15 protein-coding genes are annotated in these 17,033 nt (G+C 71.8%); 8 read left to right on the forward strand and 7 right to left on the reverse strand.

Annotation, left to right across the window (positions count from 1 at the left end; genetic code table 11):
* Window positions 1–85: 85 nt before the first annotated feature.
* The 3 genes from O7624_RS24880 to O7624_RS24890 all read right to left on the reverse strand — a co-directional run bounded on the left by O7624_RS24880 (window position 86) and on the right by O7624_RS24890 (window position 2,197).
* Window positions 86–1,399 (reverse strand): AAA family ATPase, encoded by a 1,314-nt coding sequence (locus O7624_RS24880; RefSeq protein WP_282237463.1) that lies wholly within the window; start codon window positions 1,397–1,399, stop codon window positions 86–88.
* A 178-nt stretch (window positions 1,400–1,577) separates the two neighbouring features.
* A complete protein-coding gene (locus tag O7624_RS24885; protein WP_282237464.1) occupies window positions 1,578–1,832 on the reverse strand; it encodes a flavin reductase in 255 nt (84 codons plus the stop codon).
* Window positions 1,829–2,197, reverse strand: coding sequence for a hypothetical protein (locus tag O7624_RS24890; RefSeq protein ID WP_348774963.1), 369 nt, complete (start codon window positions 2,195–2,197; stop codon window positions 1,829–1,831). Before O7624_RS24890 ends, O7624_RS24885 begins: the two co-directional genes overlap by 4 nt.
* 243 nt (window positions 2,198–2,440) lie before the next feature.
* Here O7624_RS24890 and O7624_RS24895 point away from each other — a divergent pair, with 243 nt between their 5' ends.
* Entirely contained in the window at window positions 2,441–3,241 is an 801-nt protein-coding gene (locus tag O7624_RS24895) for a helix-turn-helix transcriptional regulator (protein ID WP_282240754.1), read from the forward strand.
* Complete coding sequence (locus O7624_RS24900; protein ID WP_281603454.1) at window positions 3,229–3,423, forward strand: DUF397 domain-containing protein; 195 nt, start codon at window positions 3,229–3,231, stop codon at window positions 3,421–3,423. The genes O7624_RS24895 and O7624_RS24900 overlap by 13 nt, the downstream gene beginning before the upstream one ends.
* Before the next feature lie 343 nt (window positions 3,424–3,766).
* Here O7624_RS24900 and O7624_RS24905 read toward each other — a convergent pair whose 3' ends face one another.
* Window positions 3,767–5,116 (reverse strand): pentapeptide repeat-containing protein, encoded by a 1,350-nt coding sequence (locus tag O7624_RS24905; protein ID WP_282237465.1) that lies wholly within the window; start codon window positions 5,114–5,116, stop codon window positions 3,767–3,769.
* Window positions 5,117–5,424: 308 nt separating this feature from the next.
* Between O7624_RS24905 and O7624_RS24910 the strand changes: the two genes are divergently transcribed.
* Entirely contained in the window at window positions 5,425–6,246 is an 822-nt protein-coding gene (locus O7624_RS24910) for a TerC family protein (RefSeq protein ID WP_282237466.1), read from the forward strand.
* 458 nt (window positions 6,247–6,704) lie between these two features.
* A complete protein-coding gene (locus tag O7624_RS24915) occupies window positions 6,705–7,571 on the forward strand; it encodes an alpha/beta fold hydrolase (RefSeq protein ID WP_282240755.1) in 867 nt (288 codons plus the stop codon).
* A 298-nt stretch (window positions 7,572–7,869) separates the two neighbouring features.
* On the opposite strand, the gene O7624_RS24920 is transcribed toward O7624_RS24915, so the two are convergent.
* Window positions 7,870–8,745 carry an aldo/keto reductase gene (locus O7624_RS24920; RefSeq protein ID WP_282237467.1) on the reverse strand — a complete coding sequence of 292 codons (876 nt, stop codon included), beginning with the start codon at window positions 8,743–8,745 and terminating at the stop codon, window positions 7,870–7,872.
* Window positions 8,746–8,867: 122 nt separating this feature from the next.
* Here O7624_RS24920 and O7624_RS24925 point away from each other — a divergent pair, with 122 nt between their 5' ends.
* Window positions 8,868–12,983, forward strand: coding sequence for a CHAT domain-containing protein (locus tag O7624_RS24925; protein ID WP_282237468.1), 4,116 nt, complete (start codon window positions 8,868–8,870; stop codon window positions 12,981–12,983).
* A 108-nt stretch (window positions 12,984–13,091) separates the two neighbouring features.
* On the opposite strand, the gene O7624_RS24930 is transcribed toward O7624_RS24925, so the two are convergent.
* Both O7624_RS24930 and O7624_RS24935 read right to left on the reverse strand, forming a co-directional pair.
* Window positions 13,092–13,553: a hypothetical protein gene (locus O7624_RS24930; RefSeq protein ID WP_282237469.1), complete on the reverse strand. Its 462-nt coding sequence runs from the start codon at window positions 13,551–13,553 to the stop codon at window positions 13,092–13,094.
* The gene (locus O7624_RS24935) at window positions 13,550–13,870 is read right to left on the reverse strand and encodes a hypothetical protein (RefSeq protein WP_282237470.1); all 321 of its coding nucleotides are present in this window, start codon (window positions 13,868–13,870) and stop codon (window positions 13,550–13,552) included. The genes O7624_RS24930 and O7624_RS24935 overlap by 4 nt, the downstream gene beginning before the upstream one ends.
* A gap of 224 nt (window positions 13,871–14,094) precedes the next feature.
* Between O7624_RS24935 and O7624_RS24940 the strand changes: the two genes are divergently transcribed.
* The 3 genes from O7624_RS24940 (at window position 14,095) to O7624_RS24950 (ending at window position 17,031) form a co-directional block, all read left to right on the forward strand.
* Window positions 14,095–14,460: a YciI family protein gene (locus tag O7624_RS24940; protein WP_093401503.1), complete on the forward strand. Its 366-nt coding sequence runs from the start codon at window positions 14,095–14,097 to the stop codon at window positions 14,458–14,460.
* 244 nt (window positions 14,461–14,704) lie between these two features.
* Complete coding sequence (gene pyk / locus O7624_RS24945; RefSeq protein WP_164448336.1) at window positions 14,705–16,153, forward strand: pyruvate kinase; 1,449 nt, start codon at window positions 14,705–14,707, stop codon at window positions 16,151–16,153.
* A complete protein-coding gene (locus O7624_RS24950) occupies window positions 16,150–17,031 on the forward strand; it encodes an acyl-CoA thioesterase II (protein WP_164448335.1) in 882 nt (293 codons plus the stop codon). The genes pyk and O7624_RS24950 overlap by 4 nt, the downstream gene beginning before the upstream one ends.
* Window positions 17,032–17,033 lie beyond the last annotated feature (2 nt).

Raw genomic sequence — 17,033 nt, forward strand, 5'->3', positions numbered from 1 at the left:
GGTTCGCCGTTGTTCCCGAGAAGCCGGCTGCCTGCGTAGGTCGGTTTCCCGCCGGCCGGTGTCGACCGTGCGGCCTGTCCGGTGTTCAACGCGTCGAGGCGTCATCCACGTCTCCACGGGTGGCGAGTGCCTGCTCGAACAAGTGGCTGGACAGGTCGGGGACCGCCCCGTAGTTGCCGTTGAGGTAGCGGCGTTGACGGTTCTCACCCTCTTTGCGGGGTTTGAAGTCGGTCAGCGGATAGAGCGAGGACGTTCCCTGGCCATCCTTTTCCACAAACCAGATCTCATCGCGGCGCAGGATCTCCTCAGCGTCGATGGTGCCGAGCAGCGCCGCGTCGTGGCTGGTAAAGATGAGTTGGCTGCCCAGGGGGTTGGCCTGCGGGCTGCGGAACAGGCTGATGAGCTTGGCGGTCAGGATCGGATGCAGGCTGGCGTCGATCTCATCGATCAACATCGTGGCGCCGGTGCGGAGCATCGCAGCGGCGTGCAGCCCCAGGGTGAGCAACTGCCGGGTGCCGCTGGACTGGTCGTGAAGATCGAGCAGCGCGGTGCCGTTGGGACCTTGGTGCGCGAACTGGATCCGGGGGAGGCGCATCGAGGCAACCGCTGTTATCAGCCACTTACTGAGCGCATTCTGCGCGGGTTGCTCCTCGGGGTCTGCGTCAGTTCGGACCACGATGTCGACGATGCCCACGTCAGCGGCCTGCAACAGGTCGACGACGAGTTGGCGTACCTTCTCCGCGTCCGAACTGCCGGCACGCATCAGGGCGGAGAGCCCGGAGGCAGGATCGGTGCGCTGGCTCATCAGGTAGAACCATCGGTAGGTGTCGTGCAGCGGCTGCGGGTTTGCCGGATCCGGCTCCGGGCGGCTGTGGCCGAAACGGGCGACGGTGCTGAGGAAGAGCGCGGTCGGGGCGGTGATCTCGGCGATCTGCTCCAAGGGACGGCGGCCCGACTCTTCGCCCCAGGAGAATTCGCTTCCATCTCGTTCGAAGATGCGCCGCCTGCGACCCAGCGGATAGTGGTAGAGCCATTCGTCGAGCACCCGGTCGTCATCGATCGTGAACCCGTAAGTGTGCCGAACCCCGCCGAGCATGAGGTCCACGACGTACTGCGAGGGCTGCGTGGCGATGTCGGGATCCAGCCGGAATTGCTCCCGAGACAGTCCCACCCCGGGCTCGACCGCCCGGTCTGACTCCACGACCATCTGTCGCATGAAACCCAGGGCACTCAGACAGTTGGACTTGCCGGATGCGTTGGCTCCGAAAATGCCAACGACCTGGACCGCCTGCGGAGCTAGCTCGTCCGCCTCGGCGCCGTCGCCGTAGACGGGCATGAGGTTGAGCTGATGCTCGTCGCGAAATGAACGATGGTTGGCGAAGCGGAAACTTAGCAACATCGGCGGTGTGCCCCTACCCTGTAGGCGGTTACGAGCCCATCCTTGCGAGTAAACCACGGGAACGACACCCAAGCCCTTGAATGGGTCGCCCTGCTTCCGTGTCGGAGCTGACCGCATCATCCGCAGGACCCGCCCCCGGACGCGGCAGGGGATTACCGCGCTCCAGGGCGGGTGGCCTTCAGCGGGAGCGGGCCGGTATCCAGTCGGTGAAGCGTCGGTGCAGGTCCGGCAGGCGGGTGCCGGGATCCCGTTCGGCGAGTTGGGCGATGGCCTCTTCGCGTAACGTCACGAGGTAGATCATGAGTCCGGGGAGGTTGCCCCGGTACTCGGCGAGCAGACGCAGCTTCGCGGCAGAGCAGGGCCAGGCGATGCCGCAGGCCCGGCAGCGCCACGTCGGGCGGGACGGTGTGTGCTCACGGGCGGGCGTGCTCATCCGGCGGCCCTTGTCTGAGTACGCCGGGCCGGTGGGCTGTGTGGGTGCGGCGGCGCGGGGCGCATCCCGTCGGGGCGTACGTACAACTCGCGGCGGTCGGTCGCCTCGCCACGGGAATCGAGCTGATACACCTCGATCCACGCCCAACCGTCGTAGGTGCTCCGGCCGGTCCGTTCACGGATCACCCGTACCGTGATCGGCCTGACGAACTGCGGGGATGCGTCGCGGGTCAGCAGGTAGACGCCGGGTGTGACCCGGGGCGTCCCATCCTCGCGGCTGCCGCCCGGCGCGACGGCGGGGTGGGCGGCTCGGCGGGTCGGCCAGCGCGCTGTCGGAACGGCACTGGCTTGCCTCGTCGCGGCCACGACACACCTCCTTGGTCGGTGGCGGGGATCGGGGGTCGCCGCGGATGCTCGCCCAGCGGCGACCCCCGGCACGTACGCGCCAACCGGTCCGGGGGATAGACCGTCCCCAGGTGCGCCGTGCTCCTTCCACCCTGGACGCACGCCCCCTACGCTCGGAACAGTCATTGCTCGATCGCGGAACGTGACGACCGGTTTCGAGGTGGCACGGAACGGCGTGGACCGTCATGGAAGGGCGTGGAAGTCGTGGGAATCTCGCCGTCGGAGTACCTGCTTCGCGAGCTGAGGCGACGTCGGGCGACCGCCGGGCTGACCCAGGCTCAGCTCGGCGAGCGGGTCTTCTGCTCGGACTCCCAGGTGAGCGCGATCGAGACCGGCACCAAGCCGCCGACGCTGCCGTACCTGACCGCCGTCGACAAGGCGCTTGACACGGGTGGCTACTTCGCGACGCTCTGGGACGAGCTGGTCAAGGGCGAGGCCGCGCCGGTCTGGCTGCGCGAGTGGATCCAGATCGAGCGGGAGGCGACGGCGCTGCGCTGGTATGAGCACTCCTTCGTGCCGGGGCTGCTCCAGACGGAGGCGTATGCCCGCGCGGTCTTCCGGGCGGCCGGGACGCCGCTTGCCGAGCTGGACCAGCGGGTCGCGGCGCGGCTGGAGCGGCAGGCCGTGCTCGCGCGTGACCCGGCCCCGCAGCTCTTCGTGGTGCTTGACGAGATGGTCCTGCGCCGGGCGTGCGGTGGCCCCGATGTGATGGGTGAGCAGGTCGAGCACCTGTTGAGCTGCGCCGAGCAGCCGCATATCCGGTTGCAGGTCGTGCCGCTCTCCGCTGGCATCTACTCAGGACTGGCCGGGACGTTCATCCTGGCCGACCTGCCCGACGGATCACGAGCCGCCTGCGTAGATCATCAGTTGGAGTCGCAAACCACCGGGCAGTCGGATTCGATTGCTCGTCTTGCACTGGCATGGGACGTGGTTCGGGACGAAGCCCTTCCATTGGGGCAGACCCTCGACGTACTCAAGGAGGCGGCGAAGACATGGACCACCTGACCGGCGCGCGGTGGCGAACGTCGTCCCGCTCGTCCACGAACGGCGGCGTCTGTGTGGAGGTCGCCGACAACCTGCCCGGTGTCGTTGGCGTGCGGGACTCGAAGGACCCGACCGGCCCGGTGCTTACCTTCCCCCCGACCGCCTGGCAGGCGTTCCTCACTCGACTCGCCGACCGGCCCTGAGCCGGCGAGCCGTCGGAACGATGGTCATCGACGGGCGCACCTGACTCGGCCGGATGCCACGGCGGTCGCGGGATGCGGCATGACGGCGTCACCGGGGCACGTGATGCCGCGACATGCCGCACGTCGCTTCCGTGCCGTCCCCGTAATCCTGCGGGGGCGGCGTGTCCGTTCCTGCTGGGGCTCGCGGGATGCGGCATGTCGGCCGTTCCGGAGCGCGTGATACCGCGACATGCCGCAATCCGTGCCGGCATCGGGTCGACAGCAGGTCGTGTCGGCGTCGGGCCGACAGCAGGTCGTGTCGGCGTCGGGCCGACACCGCAGGTCGTGGCGGCGTGGGCGGGGGCTACGGGTCGGTGAGCAGGAGCCAGTCGGTGTCCAGGGGTTCGACGTGCGTACCGTCGGGCCAGGTGTGGTGTGCCGACGTGGTCGCTCGGGCCTGATCGAACAGGGGTCGGTGGGCCGTGGTGACGCCCTCGAAGGTGACCGGGCCGTGGAAGCGGGCGCGGCCGAAGCTCGCCGACCCGGCGAAGCGGGCGTCGGCGAACGAGACTTCGCCCCCGAACTCGGTCCAGCGGAACAGGGCCAGGTCGGCGAAGTGGGCCCGCCGGAAGCTCGCGTCCCCGCCGAACGTGGTGTGCTCCAGGGACAGGCCGCCCTGGAACGCAGCGTCGCGGAAGCTGGCGCTGCCGCCGAAGCTGGTGTGATCGAAGGTGACCGTCCGGCGGAACGTGGTGCCGCGCCAGGACGTCTCGCCGATGGTGGCCCGCTGGCAGGACAGCTGGCCGCCGATCTCGGCACCGTCCGCGCTGAACCCACCGGTCACCCGGGCGTCGTCCAGAACGATCGTGGCGTCGCCGCCGACACCGTCGAGCACCAGCGCGTCGAAGCTCGCCCCGAGGGCCAGCCGCCCGGTCAGCGTCGCACCGGTGAACCGGGTGGTGCCGGTGCAGGTGGCACCGGTGAGGTCGGCGTCGTCGAGGGAACAGCCGGTGGCGTCGAAGTCGTCCAGCCGCGCACCGGTGAGGTCCAGGCGCATGCCGGGCCAGAAGACGTCACCGTCCGCGCGCAGGTGCCGGGTCAGCATCCGCTGCGCGCTGCGGCGTACCTCCGTCTCTCGCGCGTCGTCCGGCGACGGCATCCGCAGGTACGCGCAGAGCACCCCCACGATCGTCGTACGCTGCGCCGGGTTGTCCTGAGCGAGCCGTTCCAGGGCGTGCAGGCCGCCGAGGCGTACGGCCGCGTTGTCGTTGCCGAGCAGTTCGACGGCCCGGGTGTACAGCTCGGTCAGCCGGCGTTCGGCGGCGTCGTGCGTGGCGGTCTCGGCCTGGTGTTCCTGGTGTCGCTGCCCGGCCTCGGCGACCGCCTCGACGTGCGCCTGCACCCGGTCACGGTGCGACTGGTCGGCGGCGGCGACGACCTCCTGGTGTCGCTGCGCCCGTTCGCTGATCCACTGTCGCCGGGCGGCGAGCAGCAGCGCCAACCCGCCGCCGGTGCCGGCGACCACTGTCAACCCGGTGCGAATGGCGTCGATGCGCAGCGTGGCCCGGGTGTCCGGCGCGGCGGCGCGGTCGGCCTCGCCGAGCAGCCAGTACAGCACCCACCAGCCGAGCAGGGCGGCCAGCAGCAGCCCGATGAGTACCAGCCACCACGGCATGACCCGCAGTCGTTCGTCGGGAGGTGAGGTGCCGGGCACGGCCACAGCATGCCATCGATCCGTCAGTGGCGTAGGGCCCCGGGCCCGCCCGTCCGAAGAGCTGTCGGTGCCGCCGCCGTGGCGCGCGACCGAGACCGACCGGGACCTGTCGGGACGTCTGTCGTGGGTTGCGGTATGTCGGGGCTTCCCGTCGCCGGGAAGGGCCGACATACCGCAAGTCGTGCGACCGGTCCCAGAAGTGGCCGGGGGTGCTGTGGGGCGGGCGGGGTTGCGAAGCGGTTGGCGGCCCGGTAGGTCATCATGATGCAGATCAGCCGATGGTCCGGGTGCCGACCCGGCGGCCGGTCGTGAGAGTCGAGGATGGCATGGAGTTCCTGACCAGTCCCGAGCTGTGGATCGCGTTCGCGACCCTGCTCCTGCTGGAGATCGTGCTGGGCATCGACAACGTCGTGTTCATCTCGATCCTGTCCGGGCGGTTGCCCGAGCACCAGCAGGCCCGGGCGCGGACGATCGGCATCTCGCTCGCCCTGATCACCCGACTGCTGTTGCTGGCGTCGTTGTCCTGGATCATCGGTCTGACCGCGCCGCTGTTCACCGTGCTCGGGCAGGAGATATCCGGGCGCGATCTGATCCTGCTACTCGGCGGAATATTCCTGGTGGGCAAGGCGACGTACGAGATCCACGAGCATCTGGAAGGTTCCGACCATGGCCGCGAGGGCGGCAAAGTGGTCTCGTTCGGCGCGGTCATCGCGCAGATCCTGGTGCTGGACGTGGTCTTCTCGCTCGACTCGGTGATCACCGCGGTCGGCATGGTCGACGAACTCGCCATCATGGTCGCCGCCGTGATCATCGCGATGATCATCATGCTGGTCTCGGCCGGTGCGGTCAGCAGGTTCGTCAACCAGCACCCGACGGTCAAGATGCTGGCTCTGTCGTTCCTGCTGCTCATCGGGGCGAGCCTCATCGCGGAGAGTTTCGACCAGCACATCCCGAAGGGCTACGTGTACGGCCCGATCGCCTTCTCGATCTTCGTGGAGTTCCTCAACCTGCGGGTCCGGGCGCGGCAGCGTCGCCAGCAGGAGAGCCGGCCGGTGCAGCTGCACCCGACGTACGTGAAGCAGGGGCAGGCCCGTCCTGAGTCAGAGCCGGAGACGACGCCAGCCAGCTGACCCACGCCGAACTCGACGCCGCACGCACCCATCCGGTGCGTGCGGCGTTCGTCGTACGTGGACGGTTTTGTCGGCTCCACTCGCGGAACGCCCGGTGGGCATTCGCTACCCGCGCGTAACTTTTCATTGACGTTTCTGGATCGTGACCCGCATCATCAGTGCACGGTCGATCGGACATCCCACCGCCTCCACCCGGTAACCCCGGGATCCCCTTGGGAGGTGCAGCGATGCTGCTCCGAAAGGCTGTCCCCGTCCTGACGCTCACGGTCGCCGCCGTCCTCACGGCTCCCGCCGCCACCGCCGCTCCGCCCGATCCGGCAGCACCCACCGCCGCCGCAGCACCCACCGCCACCACCGCCGGCACCGTGACCGCCGACACCACTGCCACCGCCACCACCGCTGCTGCCACCACTGCCGGCACCGTGACCGCCGGCACCACCGGGCCTGCTGGCACCACCATCACCGGCATCCCCACCACGAACGGTGCGACCGCAGCGGCCGGCGTGCTCGCTGCGCCCGGCACCGCCGCCGGGTCTGCCCGCGAGGTCGGGTCGGTTCGCGAGGTCGGGTCTGCCCGCGAGGCTGGAACTGCCGACACGGCCGGGTCTGCCGGCGTCGCGTCCACCGGTGCGGCTGTCGCCGACGCCGGCTTGCGGGCGCTGGCCGACGCCAATCCGGTCATCGTGGTAGGTGGGCTCAGCGGTATCGCCGCCGTCTACGAGCCACTCGCCGCCCGGCTGCGCGCCGACGGCTACCGGGTCTGGATCTACCAACTGCCCAACCTCGGACTTGGTGACATCACCGCGTCCGCCGCCGGGCTGCGCGGGTACGTCGGGCAGGTCCGCGCCGCCGCCGGAGGCGCCAAGGTCGACCTGGTCGCACACTCCGAAGGCGGCCTGGTCAGCCGCTACTACATCAAGAACCTCGGTGGCAGCGATTCCGTCGAGCGCTACGTCAGCCTGGGCACCCCGCAGTACGGCACATACGTGGCAAACATCGTGTCGTTCCTCGGTCTGGGCAGCTGCGCCGGCGTGGTGGCCTGCCAGCAGATGACCATCGGGTCGTCGTTCCTCACCGCCCTCAACGCGGGCGACGACACGCCGGCCCCGGTGCGTTGGACTGCGGTGCGGACCTGGCAGGACGAACTGGTCCGACCGGTCGACAACGCGAAGCTGGCGGACGGCGCGACAAACGTACTGATCCAGTCCCGGTGCCCGTTGCGCGTGGTCGGCCACCTCGGCCTGGTACTCGACGGCACCACCTACACCGTCATCCGGCAGGTTCTCCGCGATGCCGCGATCAAACCCAACTGCCTCGCCCTGTGACCCACCCGGCCCGGCGGCTTCACCGAGTCGCCGGGCCACAGCCATCGATACCCCACCCAGACAACACCCCCGATGCCAGGCGGGCCGCGCAGGCAGCATTTTTCCCGAAGTTGTCGGGTCCAGGCGGGCGCAGGCAGCAGTTTCCCCGAAGTTGCAGGCGCACGGCGCACGGCGCACGGCGCACGGCGCACGGCGCACGGCGCACGGCGCGCGGCGGGCACGGCGCACGACACGCAGGCGCAGGGTATGGCGCGGGGGCGACGCGGCGTGGGCGGGGGGTGAAGTGTCGCGTGGGGGGTCAGGCGGTGGCGGCGGAGAGCCTTTCGTACTCGGCGTCGGTCAGCTTCACCTGGGCCGCGGCCACGTTCTCCTCCAGGTGCGCCACCGACGACGTACCGGGGATCGGCAGCATGACCGGCGACCGGCGCAACAGCCAGGCGAGGGCCAGTTGCGCGGGCGTCGCATCGTGCTCGGCGGCGACGGCGTCCAGCGGGCCGCCCGGCCGGGCCAGGTCACCGGTCGCGATCGGGAACCACGGGATGAACGCGAGATCGTGCCGTTCGCAGTGGTCGAGCACGTCCTCCGCGTCGCGGTTGGCCAGGTTGTACAGGTTCTGCACGGACACGATCGGCACGATGCGGCGGGCCGCCTCGATCTGGTCGACGGTCACCTCGGAGAGCCCGATGTGCCGGATCTTGCCCTCCTCCCGCAACAGTGCCAGCTCACCGAGCTGGTCGGCCAGTGGCACCGCCGGATCGATGCGGTGCAGCTGATAGAGGCCGATGGTTTCCAGCCCCAGGTGGCGCAGGCTCAACTCGCACTGCTGACGCAGGTACTCCGGTCGGCCCACCGGCCGCCAGTCACCCGGGCCGCTGCGGGTCAGCCCGGCCTTCGTCGCGATGAGCAGGTCGTCGGCGTACGGGTGCAGCGCCTCGCGGATCAGCAGCTCGGAGACGAACGGACCGTACGAGTCGGCGGTGTCGATGAACGTCACCCCCAGCTCGTACGCGCGACGCAGCACCCGGACCGCCTCGGCCGGATCCTTCGGGTCGCCCCAGACCCCGGGGCCGGTGATCTGCATCGCGCCGTAGCCGAGCCGGTCGATGCGAAGATCGCCCCCGATGCGGTAGGTGCCGGACTCCTTGGCAGGCCGGGTGCCGGCTTCGAGTGCCATGGGGATCACCTTTCCGATCGTTGCCTGTCGGAGCCCCAAGTTACCCGGTCGGTTTTGGGACAGCGGCCGTTCACCGCAGCTGCTACCCCTGGGCGGACGGTGCCTGCGACGGGAGGGCTGGCATGTGGCAGCGATTCAGGTCCGACCCGGTGCGGCGGCTGCGGAAGCGGCTCGACGACTTCGGCACCACCATGGAGCCCAGGTGGGTGCTGGAGCCCGCAGCCCTCCAGGAGGCCCGACCGGTGTACGAACTGCTCGACGGGGTGGCCGGGCGCGATTCACTCGCCGAGCACGAGGCTGAGGCCCTGTTCCTGCTGGCCTGCCTGCACTGGTACCGGTACCAGAGCCTGCCGGCCGGGCAGAACGCTGCGGATCTCGTGCAGGCGGTCGGGTTGACCGAGATGCTGCTGTACCTGGCACCGCAGCGGGTACCGCCGTCGCTGCTGGCCCTGCTCCACGCCCACACGCCCACCAGCGCTGGTTCCGCCCAGACCGGTGGCCGGAGCCCGGCCGCCCGCCCCGCGTCCGCCCGGACCGGTGGCCGGATCCCGGCAGCCCGCTCAGCGCCCGGCCGGTCCGGCGGCGACGCGCCGGCCGAGCTGTTCCGCCAGGCGGTCGCGCTGATGGGCGGGGCCGAACGTTCCGGGGACTACCGGGTGGCCGGCCAGGCGCAGGCCCTGCTGGAACGGGCGCTGGCCGAAACACCGTCGGGCGTACCCGAGCGCCTGCACTACCTTTCCGCGCTCGGACGGGTGCACCGGGACCAGTACCTGCACCTGGGCCGGCAGCTGTCGCTTCCGGCGGCGATCGACGCGCACCGGGAGAGTCTGGAGTCGACTCCGGCCGGTGACCCGGAGCGCCCCACCCGGCTGTTCAACCTCGGCAACGTTCTCGGCGACCGGTTCGAGCAGGCAGGTGACGTGGCGGCGCTGGACGAGGCGATCCGCCTGCTCGGCGACGCGGCCCGGGCCGCGTCCGCCGACTCGCCGGTCTGGATGATCGCCCGCGTCAACCTCGGCGATCGGCTGCGCGAACGCTGGCAGCGACGAGGTGAGCCGGCCGACCTCGACCGGGCGGTCGACGCGCTGGCGCAGGCGGCGTCGGCCCGGGCCGATCCGCTGGTGGTCTTCACGTACGCGACGCTGGCCAGTAGGCGGTTCGTCGCCAGCGGCACCGACGGCGACCTGGACACGGCGATCGACGCCAACCGTGCCGCGCTGGCGGCCGGGCTCAGCGAGCAACGGGAAGGTCTGGCCCGGGCCACCCTGGCCGGGCTGGTCGGCGAGCGTCACCAGCGGCGACAGACCTCGGCCGACCTGGACGCGGCGATCGAGGCGTATCGGGCGGCGGCGGCCGGACCTCGACTCGACGGGCTCGACATTGGCGGGCTGTGGCAGGCCGAGGGCAAGCTGCGGGAGGCGCGCTATGCGCGGCACCGCCGGGCTGAGGATCTCCACGAGGCGGAGCGACTGCTGCGGGCGGCGGCCGACGGAACGAGCGACCCGGTGGAGCGGGCCCGACGGCTCGGCGACCTCGGTCACGCGCTGGGCCGCTGGTACGCCGACCTGGCCGGGTTGGCGACCCTGCGGGAGGCCCGCGACGTGCTCACCGAGGCCGAGCGACTGCTGCCGGCGGATCATCCGGATCGGCCCGACCTGCTCAACAACCTGGGCACCACGCTGCGGGAGCTGACCAACCTGGCGGGGGAACCCGACCTGCTGGAACCGGCCGTGGTGCGGCTGCGGGAGGCGGTCGCCGCCACCGCGAGTTCCGCGAAACTGCCGCTCCGCCTGTCGAATCTGGGTCTGGTCCTCCAGGAACTCTTCGGCCGCACCCAGGACCTGGGCATCCTCACCGAGGCGATCGACGTGCTGCGGCGGTCGGTGGCGGCTGCCCCACCCGGGCACCCGGACCGGATGCTCGGCCTGCTCAACCTGGGCTCGGCGTTGAACCGGCGCACCGAACTGGTCGTCAACGCCGCGCTGCCGGCCGATGGCCGCACCGCACCGGAGCAGGCCCGGGCCGCCGCGCTTACCGACGCCGAACAGGCGGTCGCGCTGCTGCGGGAGGCGGCGGAGCTGGCGCAGCGGGAGGCCGAGCCCGTCGACCGCGTACGGATCGCCCGCACGCTGGCCCTCAGCCACCTGCTGCGGCACCAACTCTCCGAGGATCCCGCCGCGCTCGACGAGGCGGTCACGCTGCTGCGCCAGATCGAACAGGCGACACCCGCCTCGGCCCCGGAACGGCACCAGCTGCTGACCAACCTCGGTAACGCGTTGCTGATCAGGTTCCGGGCCGGCCGGGCCGGCCGCGACGCCCACGAGATGCTGACCGTGTACCGGGCGGCGGTCGCGGCTCTGCCCGGCGACCATCCAGAGCGGACGATGTGCCTGAACAACCTGGCCGCCGCCGTCGAGGAGATCGCGCACGCCACCCGCGCCGCCGCCGCGCCGGACCCGGCCACCGGTGGCCCGGACAGCACGGCGCTGCCCGCAGACCCGACCGTCATCGCTCCGGCCGTCACCGGCGACCTGCCGCCGGTCGACATCTCCGAGGCGATCACCGCGTTACGTGAGTCCGCCGCGACCGAGGCGGCGCCGTCGCTGTTGCGGGCCGGCGCCGCCCGGACGTACGCCGGTCTCGCCGCCGAGGCCGGCGACCTGCCGGCGGCGCTTGAGGGCTACACCACGGCGATCGAGCTGCTCGACCTGGTGGCCTGGCACGGCATGGACCTCGACGACCAGGGCCGGCTGCTCGGGCAGTTCCCGGGCCTGGCCGGCGACGCCGCGGCGGTGGCGATCGCGCTCGACCGGCCGGAGCGCGCGGTGGAGCTGCTGGAGTACGGCCGGGGGGTGCTGCTCACCCGGGCCCACGACGCCGGGGCGGACCTGGCCGCGCTACGCGAGCGGGAACCCCGGTTGGCCGAACGACTGGCCGACACACAGGCCGCCCTCGACCGTCTCGATCCCCGGCCCGGCCCGTCGTCGGTCGCCGGGCTGACGGCCCCGATGGACGCCGGGACGAACGTCGACCAGGTGGGCTCGGAACGCCGGCACGAGCTGGCCCGCCAGCGACGCGAGGTGCTGGCGGAGATCAGGCGGCTGCCCGGCTTCGACGGTTTCCTGCGCCCACCCCCCTTCGCCGACCTTGCCCAGGCGGCCGGGAACGGCCCGGTGGTGCTGGTCAACGTCGCCGCCCGGCGCTGCGACGCGCTGCTGGTCGACGAGGGGCGGGTGACGGTGGTGCCGCTGCCCGAACTGACCCTCGGCGAACTGCACCTGCGGGCCGCGTACTTCCTGACCGGCCTGGCCGAGGTCACCGCGTCCGGTGGTGACCCGGGACCGGAGGCGCAGCGTCGCCGGGAGGCGTTCCGACGACGGATCCCGGAGACCCTGGACTGGTTGTGGCGGGTGGTCGCCGCCCCGGTGCTCGACACGCTGGGTTCACCCGCCGGGCCACCGGACCCCGGCGTCGTCCCGGCCCGCCTGTGGTGGTGCCCCACGGGAGCGCTCACCCTGCTGCCGCTGCACGCCGCCGCCCCGCTGGGTGGGGGGACCGGGGTCCTCGACCGCGTCGTCCCGTCGTACACGGCCTCGTTGCGGGCGCTCATCCGGGCCCGGCGGGGGCCGACGGGCAGGGACGTGCCGGTCAGCTCGGCCCTGGTGGTCGGGATGCCGCGGACGCCGGGGCTGGCGGACCTGCCCGGCGCGGCGGGAGAGGAGGCCGTGGTGCGCCGGTACGTGACCGACGTGAGGTCGCTGACCGGGCCGGCGGCTACCCCTTCGGCGGTGCTCGGCGCACTGCCGGGAACGTCGGTGGTCCACCTGTGCTGTCACGGCACGCAGGATCTCGCCGCACCGGCCCGGGGCCGGCTCGCGTTGGCCGGCGGCCCGTTACACGTCCGGGATCTGTGGCGGCCGGCGGGCACCACTGCCGCGCTCGCGGTGCTGTCCGCCTGCGACACGGTACGCGGCGGCGCGGCCCTGCCCGACGAGGCGCTGACCCTGGGCACCGCGTTCCAGTTGGCGGGTTTCCGACACGTCATCGGCGCGCTCTGGGCCATCTCCGACACGTTGACCGTGCAGCTGTGCGAGGACCTGTACGCGGCGCTGGCGGTACCCGGCGGGCTCGACCCGGAGCGGGCCGCGTCCGCCCTGCACCACGCCGTCCGGCAGGTGCGTGCCGCCCTGCCCGACCTGCCGGAACTCTGGGCCGGCTACGTCCATATCGGTCCCTGACCGGGGAGCGTCCCGCCGGGCGCCGATCACTGGCACGACCCGCAGCGGACCCGGCCCACGACGCACGGCCGTGCGCCAAGCCCCGGGCCGGTACGGGGGCGGCGCTGGTCAGGGTTGGCCGGGCGCGTACCAGGTGACTCCCACGGCGGCGACGAGCAAAGCCGTGCAGAGCAGCACCAGCAGCACCCCGAGGCGCAGTGCCCGGGCCGCGACGAGGGCCTCCCGGTGTTCGCCGAACGGAGCCGGAGGCACCTCGGCGACCGGTGTCACCGACAGTGGCCCGTGCGCGGCCCGCAGCAACGCCAGCGCTCCGGCGACCCCGGCGATGATCGCGGCCAGCAGCAGTACGCCGACCAGCGCGCCCCAGCCCGGGGCGAGAGTGCTGACGTCGGAGCGACCCCGGATCAGGCTGAAACCGACCAGCGCGACGAGCAGGCCGCCCAGCCCGTTGCGCCAGGCCAACGCGGCCGCCCGGACCCGGTCCAGTTCACCGCGCAGCAACGCGGCCAGCTCCTGCGCCCGGCGCAGGTCGGTGAGCGTCGCCGCAGGACCCGGCCGCACTCGGATCACGACTCGACCTCCAGCGTCACCGTCCAGTACGCGCCGCAGCCAACCAGCCCGTCCGGGCGGGCCGGGTGGTCGGCGGCGCAGCTGCACAGCAGCGTCCGGTAGCCAGGATCGACGGATGTCAGCGGCGTCTCCCGCCGGTACACCTCGCCGACGATCGGGCAGGTGATCGGGTGCCGGCAGCGGGGGCAGTCGCCGCTGAGCAGCACCGCCGGACCGTACCGGCGAACCGAGAACGTCTCCGCGACCCGGCTGCCGTACCCCTCGTCGGTGACCTCCGCGTAGGGCAGCGGCTGCGCCGCCGGCTCACCATCCCGCACCGATGCACCCTCCCACCGTCACCCGCACGACATCGACCACACGGTAGCGACCGCCTGCCCGTCGGTCACCCGGCGCGCGGGGGGACCCGGCGACCGGGCACCGGGGGAGGGGGAGCCCCCGGGGAGGATCGGCGGAGCGCCCGTGCGGTCGGACCGTCCGTGGGAGGCTGGACGGTACCGCCGCCTGCACCGCCCGGCGTCGGGGGCCGTGCGAAAGGGAAGCCATGTCAGGGGAGCCGCAGGTCGACTTCGCGCTCGACACGTACGAGTGCATCGTGCTGTATCCCGGCGCCGCCGGACGGGCGTTGCCGGCCGAGACCGTCCAGCGGTTGCAGGCCGAGCATGCCCGGCACATGCAGGCGATGCAGGAGCGGGGGATCATCCTGGTCGCCGGTGCGGTGGACGGCCAGGCCCGGGAGCCGGACCCGCCGCTCGGCTTCGGGCTGGCCCGGACCGGATCGGTCGACGATGTCCGCAGCGTGATGGAAGCCGACCCGGCGGTGCAGGCCGGCCTCTACCGGGTGGACGTGATGACCTTCCTCTGCCCGGCGGGATCGATGGAGTTTCCGCTGGTCAAGACGGAGAGCTGAGCCAGCCCGACCGCACTCACGCCGGGTGGTCGAATGGTGGCGTACAGTTGCTGCCCCGGAGCGCCCCGACGCGCCCTGGCGCCGGGGGCGTACCATTCCGGCGCGCGGTCGCCGTTGCCCGCCATCGACGTCCGGAGCGGCCCACGCTCGCCGGCTGCGCGCGTGAGCCGCGCGCCGTTGGACAACTGTTCCACATTGCGCAAGGGGTCGGCCGGTGGTCCGACCCGGAGGAGAGACTAGCCTGATGGGCGTGACACGCCGCGCGAAGATCGTCTGCACTCTTGGCCCCGCCACCTCGTCGCCCGAGCGCATCCGTGGGCTCGTCGAAGCCGGCATGAACGTGGCGAGACTCAACTTCAGTCACGGCAGCCACGCCGACCACGAGTCGGTCTACCGCCTCGTCCGGGAGGCGGCTGAGGCGGCGGGCCAGCCGGTGGCGATCCTGGCCGACCTCCAGGGGCCCAAGATCCGACTCGGCCGGTTCGCCGACGGGCCGCACGAGTGGCGTACCGGTGACTCCGTGGTGATCACCGGCGACGACGTTGTGGGCAGCAAGGAGCGGGTCTCCTGCACGTACCGCAAGCTTCCCCAGGAGGTCAAGCCCGGTGACCGGCTGCTGATCGACGACGGCCGGGTCGCCGTCGAGGTCACCGACGTCACCGGCAACGACATCCGGGTGCTTGTCACCGAGGGTGGGCCGGTCAGCAACAACAAGGGCGTCTCGCTGCCCAACGTGGCGGTCAGCGTGCCCGCCCTGTCGGAGAAGGACGCCGCCGACCTGCGCTTCGCGCTCGGCCTCGGTGTCGACCTGGTCGCCCTGTCGTTCGTCCGCTCCGCCGACGACATCAAGCTGTGCCACGCGATCATGAGCGAGGTTGGCGTGCACCGCCCGGTGCTGGCCAAGGTCGAGAAGCCGGAGGCGGTCGATCACCTCGAAGCGATCGTGCTGGCCTTCGACGGCGTGATGGTGGCCCGCGGCGACCTCGGCGTGGAACTGCCGCTCGACGAGGTGCCGCTGGTGCAGAAGCGCGCGGTGCAGTTGTGCCGGGAGAACGCCAAGCCGGTCATCGTGGCCACCCAGATGCTCGACTCCATGATCGAGAATTCCCGGCCCACCCGCGCCGAGGCCTCCGACGTCGCCAACGCGGTGCTCGACGGCGCCGACGCCGTGATGCTCTCCGGTGAGACCAGCGTCGGCAAGTATCCGGTGCTCACCGTCAGCACCATGTCCAAGATCGTCACTACCACCGAGGCCGGATCCATCCTGGTGCCCCGCCTCCAGCACGACCCGCGTACGCACGGCGGGGCGCTCACCGTCGCCGCCTCCTCGATCGCCCGGGCCATCGGCGCCAAGGCGCTCGTCGCGTTCTCGCAGACCGGTGACACCGTGCGTCGGCTCAGCCGGTTGCACTGCGACCTGCCGTTGCTGGCCTTCACCCCGGTGCCCGAGGTGCGCGCGCAACTCGCCCTCTCCTGGGGGGTGGAGACCTTCCTGATGCCGTTCGTGCAGCACACCGACGACATGTTCCGTCAGGTCGACCAGGCGCTGCTCGGGCTGAACCGGGGCAACCCCGGCGACTACGTGGTGATCGTGGCGGGCAGCCCGCCCGGCAGCCCCGGCTCGACCAACACGCTGCGGGTACACCAGCTTGGCTCGCTTGTCGACGCCGCCACCGCGCGGGCGTTGCAGTGACCGACGGCTCGCTCGTCGGCCAGGCCGCCGTCGACCAGCTGTTGGAGGTCCTGGACCTCGCCCCGACCGGCACCATGTCGTTCCGCGGGATGAGCCCGCCGGTCGGTCCGCAGCGGGTGTACGGCGGCCAGGTCGCCGGCCAGGCCCTGGTCGCCGCCGGCCGCACCGTCGATGCGGAGCGGGTGGTCCACTCGCTGCACGGCTACTTCGTGCGTGCCGGCGACCCGGTCGAGCCGATCGAGTACGAGGTGGAGAACATCCGGGACGGCCGCTCGTTCTCGGTGCGCCGCTCGGTCGCGCTCCAGCACGGCAAGCCCATCTTCTTCATGTCCGCCTCGTTCCAGCGGCCGGAGGAGGGGCTGGACCACCACGCCCCGCTGCCGCCGGACGTGCCCGGGCCGGAGTCGGTCCCGACCATGACCGACCGGCTTTCCCGCTACCCGGAGCGGCTGGGCATCTGGGGGCAGATTCCCCGCCCGATCGACGTGCGCTACGTCGGCGAGCCGGGTTGGGTCCGGCCGGGCGACCGGCCGGCCGACCCGCACCAGCGGGTGTGGATGCGTATCGACGGCAAGCTGCCCGACGATCCGCTGTTGCACGCCTGCGCCCTGACGTACGCCTCCGACCTGACCCTGCTCGACTCGGTGCTCTCGGTGCACGGCGAGGTGTGGGGGCCGGGCGGCGTGGTGGGTGCGAGCCTCGACCACGCCCTGTGGTTCCACCGGCCGTTCCGGGCCGACGAGTGGTTCCTCTACGACTGCTGGAGCCCGTCGGCCTCCGGGGCGCGCGGGCTGGCCACCGGCCGCATGTTCACCGTGGCCGGCAGCCAGATCGCCAGCGCCGTGCAGGAGGGCCTGCTGCGCCGGGTCGGCGGCTGAGA

This window comes from Verrucosispora sp. WMMD1129 (assembly GCF_029581255.1).
In the GTDB taxonomy this organism is placed as follows: Bacteria; Actinomycetota; Actinomycetes; order Mycobacteriales; family Micromonosporaceae; genus Micromonospora; species Micromonospora sediminimaris.